General features: G+C 62.0%; 12 protein-coding genes. 8 read left to right on the top strand and 4 right to left on the bottom strand.

Annotated elements, in window-relative coordinates; translation table 11 throughout:
• Window positions 1–3: 3 nt before the first annotated feature.
• A complete protein-coding gene (locus tag OSC50_RS21015; protein ID WP_181079560.1) occupies window positions 4–1,293 on the bottom strand; it encodes an MFS transporter in 1,290 nt (429 codons plus the stop codon).
• A gap of 186 nt (window positions 1,294–1,479) precedes the next feature.
• Here OSC50_RS21015 and OSC50_RS21020 point away from each other — a divergent pair, with 186 nt between their 5' ends.
• The 4 genes from OSC50_RS21020 to OSC50_RS21035 all read left to right on the top strand — a co-directional run bounded on the left by OSC50_RS21020 (window position 1,480) and on the right by OSC50_RS21035 (window position 6,798).
• A complete protein-coding gene (locus OSC50_RS21020) occupies window positions 1,480–2,898 on the top strand; it encodes a short-chain fatty acid transporter (protein WP_253510338.1) in 1,419 nt (472 codons plus the stop codon).
• 235 nt (window positions 2,899–3,133) lie between these two features.
• A complete protein-coding gene (locus OSC50_RS21025; protein WP_266245820.1) occupies window positions 3,134–4,834 on the top strand; it encodes an acid phosphatase in 1,701 nt (566 codons plus the stop codon).
• 122 nt (window positions 4,835–4,956) lie between these two features.
• A complete protein-coding gene (locus OSC50_RS21030; RefSeq protein WP_266245818.1) occupies window positions 4,957–6,126 on the top strand; it encodes a hypothetical protein in 1,170 nt (389 codons plus the stop codon).
• Window positions 6,127–6,285: 159 nt separating this feature from the next.
• On the top strand, window positions 6,286–6,798 hold the full coding sequence (locus tag OSC50_RS21035; protein WP_253510334.1) for an SET domain-containing protein-lysine N-methyltransferase: 513 nt from the start codon (window positions 6,286–6,288) through the stop codon (window positions 6,796–6,798).
• Here the strand turns inward: OSC50_RS21035 and can are convergent.
• Window positions 6,795–7,439: a carbonate dehydratase gene (can, locus tag OSC50_RS21040; RefSeq protein WP_025856499.1), complete on the bottom strand. Its 645-nt coding sequence runs from the start codon at window positions 7,437–7,439 to the stop codon at window positions 6,795–6,797. The genes OSC50_RS21035 and can overlap by 4 nt on opposite strands.
• 138 nt (window positions 7,440–7,577) lie before the next feature.
• Between can and OSC50_RS21045 the strand changes: the two genes are divergently transcribed.
• A complete protein-coding gene (locus OSC50_RS21045; protein ID WP_181079555.1) occupies window positions 7,578–7,982 on the top strand; it encodes a serine kinase/phosphatase in 405 nt (134 codons plus the stop codon).
• A gap of 57 nt (window positions 7,983–8,039) precedes the next feature.
• Here OSC50_RS21045 and rimI read toward each other — a convergent pair whose 3' ends face one another.
• On the bottom strand, window positions 8,040–8,492 hold the full coding sequence (gene rimI / locus OSC50_RS21050) for a ribosomal protein S18-alanine N-acetyltransferase (protein WP_003188286.1): 453 nt from the start codon (window positions 8,490–8,492) through the stop codon (window positions 8,040–8,042).
• Window positions 8,485–9,228, bottom strand: coding sequence for an energy transducer TonB (locus OSC50_RS21055; protein ID WP_181079656.1), 744 nt, complete (start codon window positions 9,226–9,228; stop codon window positions 8,485–8,487). Before OSC50_RS21055 ends, rimI begins: the two co-directional genes overlap by 8 nt.
• Window positions 9,229–9,415: 187 nt before the next feature.
• Between OSC50_RS21055 and mksB the strand changes: the two genes are divergently transcribed.
• Genes mksB through mksF form a run of 3 tightly spaced genes read left to right on the top strand, consistent with a single transcriptional unit; the run spans window position 9,416 to window position 14,227 of the window.
• The gene (mksB, locus tag OSC50_RS21060) at window positions 9,416–10,693 is read left to right on the top strand and encodes an Mks condensin complex protein MksB (protein WP_181079554.1); all 1,278 of its coding nucleotides are present in this window, start codon (window positions 9,416–9,418) and stop codon (window positions 10,691–10,693) included.
• Window positions 10,683–11,390, top strand: coding sequence for an Mks condensin complex protein MksE (gene mksE, locus OSC50_RS21065; RefSeq protein WP_253510327.1), 708 nt, complete (start codon window positions 10,683–10,685; stop codon window positions 11,388–11,390). Before mksB ends, mksE begins: the two co-directional genes overlap by 11 nt.
• Window positions 11,387–14,227, top strand: a complete 2,841-nt coding sequence (gene mksF / locus OSC50_RS21070) for an Mks condensin complex protein MksF (protein WP_181079552.1) — start codon at window positions 11,387–11,389, stop codon at window positions 14,225–14,227. Before mksE ends, mksF begins: the two co-directional genes overlap by 4 nt.
• The last annotated feature ends 50 nt before the right edge of the window (window positions 14,228–14,277 follow it).

A 14,277-nucleotide genomic window follows, 5' to 3' on the forward strand; every position in this document is an offset into this window, starting at 1 on the left:
CCCTCAGGCCATCAAAGCGTGGCGCTTGCCAAACAGCGCCACACTGCCCACCCCCACCGCGCCCATCACCACGCAGTAGCCCACACAGATCCACGGACTGGCGGGCATGAGTGCGATCAGCATCAGCGGCGTGGTGCTGGCCCACAGCGCGTAGGCGATGTTGTACGTGAAGGAAATCCCCGACACCCTCACCGCCGGCGGAAACAGGCCGACCATCACCGAGGGCACGGCGCCCACCACCCCGCAGCTCAAGCCCGCAACGGCATACGCGGCGCCGAGCCACGCACCACCGCCGATCAGGCTGGCGTACAACAGCGCAATCCCCACCGGCAGCAACAGGCTGTAGACCAGCACCGCGCGCCAGGCACCGATGCGGTCCACCAGCAGGCCGGCGAGCACACAGCCGATGTTGAGAAAGACGATGCCCAGCGCGCTCAAGGCGAAGGTGTGACTGGGGCTCATGCCGAAGGTTTTCTGCATCATGGTCGGGGTAATGACCACCAGCACCACCACGGCCGAGGTGAGCACGCAGGTGAGGATCATCGCCGGCAGCAACACCGCGCGATGGTCGCGCAATACGGTGCGCAGCGGCAGTTCGGCGGCAGCCTGTCGGCGCGCCTGCATTTGCATGAAGACCGGGGTTTCACTGAGCCAGCGGCGCAGCCACACGCCGATCACCCCGAACACACCACCGAGCAGGAAAGGAAACCGCCAGGCGTAGTCGAGGATCTCAGCGGGCGTAAAGACTTGCGCCAGCAGCGTTGCGGTCAGAGCGCCAAGCAAGTAACCGAAGGTCAGCCCGGCCTGTAGGAAACCGAGCGCGTAACCGCGATGGTTGCGCGGCGCATGCTCGGCAACGAAGGTCCAGGCACTGGGCACTTCACCGCCCACCGCCGCGCCTTGCAGCACCCGCAGCGCCAACAGGATCAGCGGTGCGAAATAACCGATCTGGGCGTAGGTGGGCATGATCCCGATCAGCAGGCAGGGCAAGGCCATCATCAGGATGCTCAGGCTGAATACGCGTTTGCGTCCCAGGTGATCGGCAAAATGCGCCATCAGGATGCCGCCCAACGGGCGCGCCAGGTAGCCGGTGACAAAGATGCCGAAGCTTTGCAGCAGGCGCAGCCACTCGGGCATTTGCGGCGGGAAGAACAGTTGGCTGAGGGTCAGCGCGAAAAACACAAAGATGATGAAGTCATAGATTTCCAAGGCACCGCCCAAGGCAGCCAGGCCCAGGGTTTTGTAGTCGGAGCGGGAAAAGCGCTGCGCCTGTGCGACAGAGGTGGCAGTCATGGAGTGGCTCGGCAGACAAACAAAATGGCGTGCAGGTTATGAGCTGAACCGGATCATGGCAATCGCGGCAGATATATTTGTTTTCCTCATGGATCGATGAAGATAACTGCATTCCCATATGAATGGCCGTAGCGGAATATGCCGTCCAATTGCCAAACCCATAATAACGACAAGAGGTAATGACTCGTGGCCGACGCTATCGAAGAAAGCCGCTATGCCCGATTCGCCCTGCGCTGCTCCAACTTTGCCGAACGCTGGTTCCCGGACTCCTGGGTGTTTGCCGCGCTCGCGGTGATCATCGTCGCCGTGGCGACCCTGGGCATGGGCGCCGCCCCGACCGACGCCGCCAAAGCCTTTGGCGATGGTTTCTGGAGCCTGATCCCGTTCACTATGCAGATGGCCTTTGTGGTGATTGGCGGTTATGTGGTCGCCAGCTCGCCGCCGGCGGTGCGCTTGATTGACCGCCTGGCCCGCATTCCGAAGAACGGCCGCTCGGCCGTGGCGTGGGTGGCGCTGATTTCCATGGTCGCGTCGTTGCTGAATTGGGGCTTGTCCCTGGTGTTCGGCGGTCTGCTGGTGCGGGCGCTGGCTCGGCGCAACGACCTGCGCATGGATTACCGCGCGGCGGGTGCGGCCGCCTATCTGGGCCTGGGCGCGGTGTGGGCGCTGGGACTGTCGTCGTCGGCCGCGCAGTTGCAGGCCAACCCAGGCAGTTTGCCGCCATCCATCCTGGCCATCACCGGGATGATCCCCTTCACCGAGACGATCTTCCTGTGGCAATCCGGCGTGCTGTTGCTGGCGCTGATCGTGGTGTCGCTGATCATCGCCTACGCCACCGCCCCAGGCCCCAACAGTGCCCGCGACGCCCAGGCCTGTGGCGTCGATCCGGCCTTCAACCTGCCCAAGCCGCAGGCACCGACGCGCCCCGGCGAATGGCTGGAACACAGCCCGCTGCTGACCATCCTGCTGGCGCTGCTGGCCGCCGGTTGGCTGTTCCATGAGTTTTCGACCAAGCCGGCGATCAGTGCCATCTCGGGGCTCAACACCTATAACTTTCTGTTCATCATGGTCGGCGCGCTGCTGCACTGGCGCCCGCGCAGTTTCCTGGATGCGGTGGCCCGCGCGGTGCCGACCACCACCGGGGTGTTGATCCAATTCCCGTTGTACGGTTCGATCGCCGCGCTGATGACAGTGGTCAAGGGCGGCGACGGCCAGACCCTGGCGCACCATATCTCGACCTTCTTCACCTCCATCGCCTCCCACGACACCTATGCGCTGCTGATGGGGGTGTACTCGGCGGTGCTGGGCTTCTTTATTCCTTCGGGCGGCGGCAAGTGGATCATCGAGGCGCCGTACGTGATGCAGGTGGCCAACGATCTGCAATACCACCTGGGTTGGTCGGTGCAGATCTACAACGCCGCCGAAGCGCTGCCGAACCTGATCAACCCGTTCTATATGCTGCCGCTGTTGGGAGTACTGGGGCTCAAGGCGAGGGATTTGATCGGTTTTTCGTTCGTGCAATTGCTGGTGCATGCGCCGCTGGTGCTGTTCTTGTTGTGGGCGTTGGGGACCACGCTGGCGTATTTGCCGCCGGTGATGCCGTAGGCAATGGAGAGTGCGCCTGTTATTGCAACGGGCGCAGTCAATCAGGCGCGACAGCCGGTATATGTGCTCGGTCTGATGCGACATTGCAGTCGACTGTCAGGCAGTCATCGGGGGCAAGCCCCCTCCCACAGGTTCTCGCAGCGCCGACAGGTCGCACTGTTGTCTTGGTTCCGTCATATCCCCCTGCTACCGTCCTGCGAAATATCTTGCAACATCTCGCCAGGACTCCCCCGCAATGAGTGACGAGCACAAAGACCGCCCCTCCCCCGATTCTGTAACTCAACCGCCTGTGGACACCAGCCGTCGGCGCTTTCTGGGAGGCGCGGCGGTACTGGGGGTGGGCGCTACCTTGAGCGGCTGCGGCAATACCAGCGAAGCGCCCGACACACCGCAGGCACGACCACTGACGCCGCAGGAACTGGACAAGGCTTTGCGCGAACAGGTGAAAACCGTGGTGGTGATCTACGCCGAAAACCGCAGTTTCAATAATCTGTTTGCGGATTTCCCCGGCGTGGAGAAACCACTGTCGGCGCTCTCCGCCGCCGACTACCAGCAGCGCGACCGCGACGGCAGCCTGCTGACCACCCTGCCTGCAGTTTGGGGCGGTGTGCTGCAGGTAGGCCCGCAAAGCGTGGACGGGGTGACTTACCCCAATGACTTTCAATTCCAGGAAAACCTGCCCAACGCACCGTTCGCCCTCAAGGGCCCGAATGCCGAAGACTTGCCTTTGAGCCTGGTGACCCGCGACTTATGGCATGTGTTCTACCAGAACCAGATGCAGATCAACGGCGGCAAGAACGACGGTTTTGTTGCCTGGGCCGATTCCGGCGGCCTGGTGATGGGCCATTACGCCCAGAGCCGTTATTCCCTGCGTCTGTGGGACGTGGCCAAAGAGTTCGTGCTTTGCGACAACTTCTTCCAGGGCGCGTTTGGCGGCTCATTCCTCAACCATCAATACCTGATCAGCGCCACCGCGCCGGTGTACCCGAACGCGGCGCAATCGGTGGCCAAATCGCAGATCGCCACGTTGCAAAGCGATGACCCCACCGACACGCGCCTCAAGCCATTGGACAAATCCCCGGCCAGCGCCATGACCGGCCCGCCGCAATTCGGCCCCAGTGCGTTGACTCCGGACGGTTATGCGGTAAACACCCTGGCCCCGCCCTATTGGCCGACCTGGATCCGCGACCCGCAGAATCCGGATTACTCCAAGCCCGACCTGCCCAATGTGCTGGTGCCGCAGACCCACGAACACATCGGCGACAAGCTGTCGAAGAAGAATGTCGACTGGGCCTGGTACGCCGGGGCCTGGCAGGCGACGCTGGATCAGTTCAAGGATTCGGGCGGGATCCCCAAGATTCCCAATTTCCAGTACCACCATCAGCCGTTCAACTACTTCAAGCAACAGGGGCCGCAGAACCCGGCGGAGCGCAGCAAGCGTCTGCGCGATGGGGGGTTGGGCGATGAGTCCAGTACCAACAAGTTCTTTGCCGATGCGCAGGCTGGAAAGCTGCCGGCAGTGACGTTCTACAAGCCTCAGGGCAACCTGAACATGCACGCCGGTTACGCCGATGTGGCGTCGGGCGACCGGCATATCGTCCGCGCGCTGAAGGTGTTGCAGGAAAGTGCGCAATGGAAAAACATGGTGGTAGTGGTGACCGTCGATGAAAACGGCGGCTGGTGGGACCACGTGGCACCGCCCAAGGGTGATCGCTGGGGCCCTGGCACGCGCGTTCCGGCGCTGGTGGTGTCGCCCTTCGCGCGCAAGGGCACAGTGGACCACACGGTTTACGACACCGCGTCGATCCTGCGGTTGATTACTCGGGTTTTCCAGCTCGAGACCCTGCCCGGCCTGAAACAGCGCGACGACGCGATGATTGCACGCGGCCAGGTGCCGATGGGCGATCTGAGCAACGCATTGCACTTCAGCGTGTAGGGTTTCTTATCCAATAGCGACATGTTCGCTGATTTAGCACGCGGTTTTCCTGGTCAGCCGCTACTGTGTGCAAGTGGGCCTTCATCCCGCGCAGACGGGCTTTCGCTGACAAGGAATCAATTATGTTCACATCGACCAGGCTGTCCCTGACCCTGGCCGCACTGATGGTCAGTGCGGTCGTGCAAGCCGATATCGAAGTACCTCTGGGCAGTACCCAGCGCGTCACCCAATTGTTCGCCTTTCCCAATAACTGCAATGTGATCTGTTATCGGCCCTGGACGCTGGAGCAGACCGCCGAGCATTACCTGAACCAGAGCCTGCAGCGCGACGGTTACAGCCGCGCCAAAGTCAGCGTCAAAAGCCATGACGGCCAGGTGACGGCGACATTCAGCGGCGTGCCGGACGGTTATGGCCAGCCATTGACTACCCTGCTCAACACCGCCGACCTGGCGTATCAGGGCGCCAGCAAACTCAACAGCGACGGCAAGTGGGCCTATAACTGGTACCTGTTCCTGCCGCTGGGCATGGCCCTGGAAAACCGCAAGAGCATCGAATTGCTGCACTTCCCGCCGGACTATTCGCTGACCCAGGCCCAGGATTACCTGGAATCGGCCACCACCGACCGTTGGGCCACGCTGCTCATCGACAACGGTGTGCCGGCCACCGAAACCCCGGCCTACCAGACCATCATCGATATCGCCCCCATCGCCGCACCCTCCAATGCCGGTAAAGATTTGGAGGCGGTCTACAGCTATTTCACCGACTACCAGACGCGCATGGTCAAGGAATTGAGCCTGTTGCCCAACGGCGCGCTGCCGATGGTGGCGTTCGGCGCACCGGTGCGTAACTGGATCAAGCAGCAATACGGGCAAACCGTGGGCGTGCTGGGCCTGGCGCAGATCAGCCCGGCTGTCGGTAAGAGCGTATCGGTGCTGGGCTCCAACCACCCCAGCTATATCTGGTACGCCGCCGACCCGGCGACGTATGACGGCAACGAGCAGAAGGCCGACGAGGCGGGTTTGAAAGTCATGGGCCAGGACTTGAGCGCCGCCTGCTGGCAGGCGGGCATGGGCCAGAAACCGGCGAGCGATGCGAACGTGCTGCTCCAGGCCTGTATGAACACCTGGCAGGTCACGCGCAAGGAACAGACCTGTGAATTGTTCTACACCTCGGTGCGCAAACTGACCCCGACCGAAGCTAACGCCAAGTGCGCCACCCCGACCATAAAAACTCAGCTCAAGCAACTGAAGAACGCCGCCCCGACGCCGACAATCATGGCGCCGCACCTGTAGGGCGCCACCCTGCGCGAACGATTTCTACTGTCATATTTGACAGTAGAAATCGGATCCAACTTCGGCGAACCTTGAGCCGCGCCCATCCATTGCAAGACTGGCAGTCAGACATTATCCGCAGGTCGAAGCAGCCTGACCAAGGGCCCACCTAGGAGAGTCATGAAAACTCAAGCCATGGGTATGGCTGAAACGGCAGCAAATGATTGCCTGTACCCTTTCAAGACATTGCTCGTTGAGCGAGGCTACCCCTCGTCCAAACACTTCAAGATCGTTGGCAAAGGCGGCGGTGTCGAGGCGCGCGTTGGATTCGACAGCCGTGTGCTGATTGCACAGGTTTCCGGCTACGCCGTGAACAAACGAGGCCCGCGCACGCTGCAGTTGTCGCCGCGTATCCACTTGTACGACTGCTGGTTCTGCGGCCTGCTGCGGCACTCGTGTAACCCGAATGTATTTTTCGACAGCACCTACCTCGAGTTGTGGACCGTAAGGCCCATCCCCGCCGGCACGCCACTGACGCTCGATTACGCCAGCAACGAGGACACCCTGTCCCGACAATTCGCCTGCCATTGCGGCGAGCTCAATTGCCGGGGCTGGATCACGGGTCGCGATGAGCCGCTGAACGCCGAAGGGCAGGCGTTCATGGCTCGATGGCGCGAGCGTAAGCGCCCTTAAGCTTCGCCCAGCGGACGCAGGCGGTATTGCGGTGGCAGTTGCTCGAAGCCGCTGATGGTGGTGTTCAGGCTTTTCCAGCGGCCATCCTTGATGCCGTAGATGCAACCATGGATCGACAGGCTCTGCCCGCGGTGCCAGGCGTTTTGCACAATGCTGGTGTGGCCGACGTTGGCTACTTGCTGAATCACGTTCAGCTCGCACAGCCGGTCCACACGCTCTTCTTCGGTCGGCAGCTGGGCCAGCACGTCACGGTTCTCATAGTAGAGATCACGAATGGTGCGCAGCCAGCCGTCGATCAGGCCGAACTGGCGGTCCTGCATGGAAGCACGCACGCCTCCGCAGCCATAGTGCCCGGTGACGAGGATGTGTTTGACCTTGAGTACATCGACTGCGTACTGGATCACCGACAGGCAATTGAGGTCGGTGTGCAGCACCACGTTGGCCACGTTCCGGTGCACGAACAGATCGCCCGGCAGCATGCCGACGATCTCGTTGGCCGGCACCCGCGCATCGGAACAGCCGATCCACAGGTATTCCGGGGTTTGCTGGCGGGCGAGCTTGGCGAAGAATTCGGGATCTTCCTGTTTGATCGCATCCGCCCAGCGTTCGTTGTTATCAAGCAGGTCTTGTAGTTCGTTCATCAGGAAAGCCTCAGGAATGATGCGCAGCTGTGTGACACACGACCACTCGTCCAGGTCACGCCCATGCGCAATTAGCTTGAATCTTTGGGGCGCCGTGCCTGTCCACACACTATATGCCCCACAGTATGAGGATTGGCCATGACTGAATCACGACGTCCCTACGGCGCTACCCAGCCCGAACCGATTGATGACAACGAAGACCGCATGGGTTCGATGCGCGAGCTGGATTTTGACGACGAGGCACCCAGCGCAGAAATCGGCGACGAAATCCCCCGTGGCGAGCGCGAACACTTGATGCCTGACGAGCGCGTGCGTGAAGCCGGGATGACCGGGGCTTCCACCGACGATCATGAATCGACCGACGACGACATGAGCCCGGAAACCCTGATCCACGAAGATGGCGCACGGGATGCACGAGAGGCCGGCGAAGACAGCCCCGCCGATTTCGATCTGAGTGTTGTGGACGAAGACGAGATTGGCGCAGGAAATGGTCTGGATGAGGCAGAACTGGCGGATATCGACCCTGTAGACGGTAATCGCTGACCGGCGCAGTTCAACCTGCGGGAGCCGGCTCAGCCGCTCCCGCATCGGCTGGGGTGGTCAATCCACCAGGGTGCAGGCCATGACCACCGCATCTTCACGCCCACCGACCGCCGGGTAGTAATCCCGGCGACGGCCGATTTCATTGAATCCGTAGCGCTCGTACAACCGAAAGGCCCCGGTATTGCTGTCACGCACTTCCAGGAAACACTCCCGCGCATTCGCCGCATAGGCACGCGACATCAGGTGTTCCAGCAGTGCCAGGCCCAGGCCACGGCCCTGGTTCTCCGGCTTGACCGTAATATTGAGCAGATGAGCCTCGTCGAGAATGATCTGCACCACGCCATGCCCCACCTGCTGCTCCCCTTCGAACATCAGCCAGATCTGGTACTTGCCCAGCCCATCGAGGAAAATGCCACGGGTCCAAGGGTGGCTGAACGCCGCGTATTCGATTTTCAGCACGGCGTCGAGGTCGGCCTCGGTCATCGGGCGGAAGGATAAAGCCTCACTCATCGGTTGTTTTCCAGCGCGCCATCAGCCGGCGCATGGCTTGCCAGACATCAGCCTTACGCTGTGGCTCTTCCATTAATAATTCCAGGCCCGGCAGGGCCCAAACCGAGCCCAGGCTTTCGACCTGCAGCTCGCGATACCACGCCTCGGCGTTGGCTTCACCGGCAAACCGCACGGCGGGCAGGCCAATCAGCCACACGCACACGCTGGGTTCGTCTTCCAGGCGCGCCGCGACAAACCCTTGCACGAAGTCGCGCGCGGCCTCCGGGCCTTGATCCATGGTGCCCCGCGCCAGCAACGGCCAGCGCACCGGGTCGCCGACGATCTGCGGGCTGTCGGGCAGGCCGGCGGCACGCAGCATGTCCTTGAGCAGCAGGTAGGCCGGGTCGCGGGTTTGGAAGCGCTCGCCGGTAGGCAGTTCCACCAGCAGCAGGCAGCGCCCGGCACGCAGCAATTGCAGGGCAAAACGCGGCGGCGGCACCACCGGCGCCTTGACCACCGGCGCAGCCTCTTCGGCCACTGTGGGCTTGGTCACTGGCGAAGGCCGCGGGACTTCGACCTTGGTCCGCTCCACCGCCGGGCGTGTCTCGGGCACCGACTTGATCACCGCGACCGGCGGGGCCGCTTCCTCCCCCGAAGACTCCAACACCACATCGGGCTCAAGCGCCTGCAACAGCTCGGGCCGCGATGGCGCGGCAAACGGCAGTTCGGTACGGGGCAGCCAATTGACCACCTGCATGGCGGTCAAGTAAGCGCGACGTCGGGACTCGATAAGCACAGCTCGGCCACTTGTGGATAAGTAAAGAGCGGGGATTCTACCGCTGTTCGCTCTCAATCGCCCACTGCGCACTGACCGGCTGTGGATAAATCCCCCGTCCGATGCAGTACAATCGCGACTTTTAATCGCCAACCAGCCGGCCATTCCCATGATCGAACCCAAGCGCGTCCTGCGCGCCCTCGCCGAACACTGGGCCTTACTTGAGCCACTGTGCGAACACTTCGACCAAGGCACCCTGAGCCTGAGCGAGCTGCGCGCGCAACTGGCCGCCCAACAACTGGACAGCACGCCGCAGGACATCACCAGCCTGCTGGACGTGTGGATTCGCCTCGACATCCTCGTACCTGTGGCCAAGAGCCCGAACCGCTTCGAGCTTAACGCCCAGATTCACGATTTCCTGGCCTACCTTCGCAAGGAACACCGGCTCGGCCTGTGCCTGGAGATCGAAGCCTACCTGCGCCACCTCGAGCGTCTGGCCGGCTATATTCAGGACGCCTTCGACATCCGCGACGGCCACGACCTGGCTCGCCAACTGCGCCTGCTCGATATGCGCGTGCGCGACGTGCTGAAAAAACTCGCCAACGATGAACAGGCCCTCGCCGCCGTGGCCGACCGCGCCAAGACCAGCGACCGGCAGATTCCGTTGCGCCAGCGCTATGCCGAAGTCCTGGCGACCTGGGATGAATACGTCGAACCGATGATCCAACTGGTGAACGCCGACGGCGCCTTCGAACAAGGCGTGCGCAAGGTCGAGAATGTGCTGTTGCGCCTGCTCACCGAACAGCAGCGCCTCGGCCATCTGGTGGACGATGACATGCTGCTGCGCACCCACGCGCGCATCCTCGAAATGCAGACCAGCGCCCAATTGACCTTGCGCCATGCGCGGGAACTGTTGCTGCCGCTGCGTGAAGAAGCGCGCCGGCACAACGCCGTGACCCGTGGCGCGGCGTTGGCCTTGTCAGCGATTCGACGCAAAGGCCTGGACGCGGTGCCGCAAGCGGCGATGCCTATGTTCACCCGACCGCAAAGCACCTTCCTGGGCAGCGCGAGCCAGGTGGAAGCCTATGTGTATGCCCTGGCGAACTTCGAGCCCAAGCCTGCGCGGTTCCCCAAGGCACACAAGTCCCACAAGGGCGAAGCCCAACGCGCGCCGCGCACGGTCAAGGAGATGCTCGAGCGCTGCGAAGACGCACTGCCGATGCCGGACCTGATGACCTGGCTGCTGGAGCAGGAGCCCGACGGCGCCACCGACGAGTTGCTGTACTGGTTCTCGCGCCTGTCCCGGGAAAAACGCTTCAAGCGCGAACGCCTGGAACGTCGCGATTACCACACCCACGAGCATCAGGTCAGCCTGCGCTCTTTCGCCCTGCTCCCGGCCACGCCCGACGCGGCCGAGCATTCTGCGAGCATTCCTCATGCATCTTGATCTATCCGAACTGTCCCAGCTGGCGCCGATTTTCCGCGAGCTGTTCAAGGGTTACCACGTCAGTCGCCGCGACCCGGAGCTGTACGCCCAACTGTCGAACTTCCAGGACCAGTACCGCATGCTGTTCAAAGCCCTGGGCTTTGAGCTGGTGTGCGACACCCGCGGTTTCTATTACTTCGTGCCGGACACCGCCGTGGCTGCCGCGCAGGTCAACAAGACCGCGCAGCGCCTGGCGTTGTTCACCTTCATCCTCGTCGAGCACCTGGCCGACCAGGGCCGCGACCCGATCGCCGTGCTCGACGGCGGCAGCCTGGGTCGCGACGAACTGCCCTCGCTGCTGGAAAAGTACCGCGACCTGTTTATCCAGGCTGAAGTGCAAACCCAGGAAGAACTCGAAGAAAAAATCATGCGCCGCATGACCCAGCTCGGATTCGCCGGCGAAGACAACGGCGTGTACCGCTTCCTGCCACCGATGCATCGCTTTCTCGACGTGTGCCTGTCGGTGCAGCAGGACCGCGATCTGGCGGCCAGCGTGCACAGCGTGTTGCCACTGCCGGCGCCGGTGATCATCGACGAAGACAGCGATGAAAAACTGTTGCAGACCGATGACCCGCTGGACCTCAGCGAGTTTGACAACGAGAGCGAAGAAGACGCCCTGGCCCGCGCCATTGCCGAAGAACAGGAGACCGACGCATGAGTAAGGAACGCTACGGCATCCGCCGCTTCGCCCTATTGAACACCGCCGGTTACAGCCTGGGCTTGTTTCCGCTGGAAGAGCCGCTGTCGGTGTACGGCGCGAACAACCTGGGTAAATCCGCCTCGATCAACGCGCTGCAGTTCCCGATCCTGGCGCGCATGTCGGACATGAGTTTCGGCAAGTACACCCTGGAACAATCGCGGCGTTTCTACTTTGCCAGCGACACCAGCTACATCCTCGTCGAAGTCTCCCTGCCCCACGGCCCGCATGTGATCGGGGTGGTCGGTCGCGGCCCCGGCGGCGGTTTCGGCCACCAGTTTTTTGCCTACGCGGGCAAACTGGACCTGGCCCATTACCAGCAGAACGACACCTGCCTGCGTCAGAAAGAGCTGTTCACCAACCTGGAGCGCGAGGGCCTCAAGGCCTATGAGCTCAAACCGGATGAACTGCGGCGCTTGCTGGTGGGTGGCCACACGTCGATCCCGCTGGACCTGACGTTGATCCCGCTGCGCTCCACCAGCGAGCAGAGCCTGAAGACCTTCCGCGCGCTGTTTATCAACCTGCTGCACATGCGCGAAATCACCGCGGCCAAGCTCAAGCAACTGTTCCTCGATGCGTTTGAACACAGCCTGCGGTCCGGCAGTGTAGATTACATCGCCGCGTGCGAAGAAGCCTTCCGCGATGTGCGACGCATGGAACAGGACTACAACTCGCTGGTGGCCGCCGGGCCGCTGGTCGAAGCCCTGGCCAATGGCGTGAAACAGCGCGACATTCTGCGTGGCAAGCTGCATCGTCTGTCGCCGCTGCTGGATTCGCTGCTGGGGACCTGGTCGGACTACGCCAGTGCGCGCAAGGAAGAGCTGACGATCCAGGCCGAGCACTACCGCAACGAGCAGGACGCCCTGCAGAACGACCAGCGCGGCGGTACTCAGGAACTGATGCGCCTGGAGCGGGAGATCAGCGGCATCCAGCGTTGGCTGGGTGAATTGTCGGTGCTCAAGCATCGCTTTGCGCTGGTGGATGACGTCAAGGTGCTGGAGCAACAGCTGCTGGCCGCCAAGGACGCCCACGACGAACTGGCCGGCGCACTGGCACAGTCGCGGCAGTTCAGCGCCGAAGACCTGGATGAGCGTTTGCGCGATCTGGAAAAGCGCTTGAAGTCAGTCAAGCAACAGCTCGATCACGCGGACAACAACAGTTACGCCAAACTGCGCGAAGAATTCTCACAGCAGGACGTCGAGCGTCTGATGCGTCTGTTCAACAGTTCGCTGTTCAGCCTGCCGCTGGGCGAACACGGCATCACGCTGGACGAGGACGGTCAGTGGGTCAAATCCCTGGAGCAGATCCTTGATGGTTTCAAGGGCGAGCGCTTTGAAGTACCGGGGCTGTCCATCGATATCTCGCACATCGAACCGCCGGCATTGCAGGCCCTGGCGGACCGCGCGGCTTTGCGCGATCAGAAAGAGCGCCTTGAAAAAGAACTCAAGCAGCTCAAAACCCAGCAAGCCGTGGCGGCTGACCGCGCGGCGAGCAAAACCCAGACCGAAGCGTTGTACCAACAGGTGCTGGATGCGCAAAAAGCTTTGGAAGACTTCCGCCGCGCGCAGACCCTGAGCGCCGAGGAAGGCGAAAAACTGGAAAGCCTGGCGCAGATGGAAGCGGCGCAGGACGAGTTGAAACGCTCCAGCGATGCGTTCACCGAGCGCGTCCAGCAACTGTCGGCCAAGCTGCAACTGGTCGGGCGGCAGATCGGCGACATGGAAGCCAAGCAGCGCACCCTGGATGACGCGCTGCGCCGTCGCCAGTTGCTGCCGGCGGATCTGCCGTTCGGCACACCGTTCATGGACCCGGTCGATGACTCCATGGACAACCTGCTGCCGTTGCTCAATGACTATCAGGACAGTTGGCAGGGCCTGCTGCGCGCCGACGGCCAGATCGAAGCGCTGTACGCTCAGGTGCGCCTCAAGGGTGTGGCCAAGTTCGACAGCGAGGATGATGTGGAACGTCGCCTGCAACTGCTGATCAACGCTTATGCCCACCGCACGGATGAAGCCTTGACTCTTGGCAAGGCACGCCGCGCGGCGGTCACCGATATCGCGCGAACCTTGCGCAATATCCGCAGCGACTACGACAGCCTGGAACATCAGCTGGCGCTGTTCAACCGCGAGATCAACAAGCGCCAGGTGTCCAACCTGCAAAGCTTCCGCATCGTGCTGGCGCCGAACAAGGAAGCGCTCAAGCATATCGACCAGATCATCCACAGCGCCGGGCAGTATGAGGAAGGCGAAACCTTGTCGGTATTCGACCTCAGCCAGAGCGCCGAGCAAGACAACAAGAACGAAGAAGCCAAGGAATACCTGGCTCGCCTGGTGGCCGCTAATCACAACCAGTTGGGCCTCAAGGATCTGTTCGAGCTGGCCTTCGAAATCACTAAGGTCAACGGCCAGCCGGTGATCCACACCGATATCGATGGCGCGGCGTCCAACGGCACTACCATGACCATCAAGGCGCTGACCAACATGTATTTGTTGCTGCACCTGATGGACCGTGACCAGGCCGGCCGCGTGCGCTTGCCGTACTACCTGGATGAGGCGGCGGATATCGATGAGAAGAACCAGGCAGCGCTGCTGGAAACCAGTTTGCAGTTGGGCTTCGTGCCGATCCTGGCGAGTGTGAAACCCCAGGTATCCGCCCAGGTGGCGATCGACCTGGAAGGTGGCAGCGGGCCGAACGGCATCTATATCGACGAGGCGGACTGGAAGTACATCCGTCGCCATGATGTGGTGAAGGCGACGGTGAATGTGCAGGCGGATGAACCGGAGCTGGATGAGGTCTGACCTGCGGCACTGAAATGCAAAAAGGCCGCGATTTTATGGATCGCGGCCTT

Source organism: Pseudomonas quebecensis, assembly GCF_026410085.1.
GTDB classification, from domain to species: domain Bacteria; phylum Pseudomonadota; class Gammaproteobacteria; order Pseudomonadales; family Pseudomonadaceae; genus Aquipseudomonas; species Aquipseudomonas quebecensis.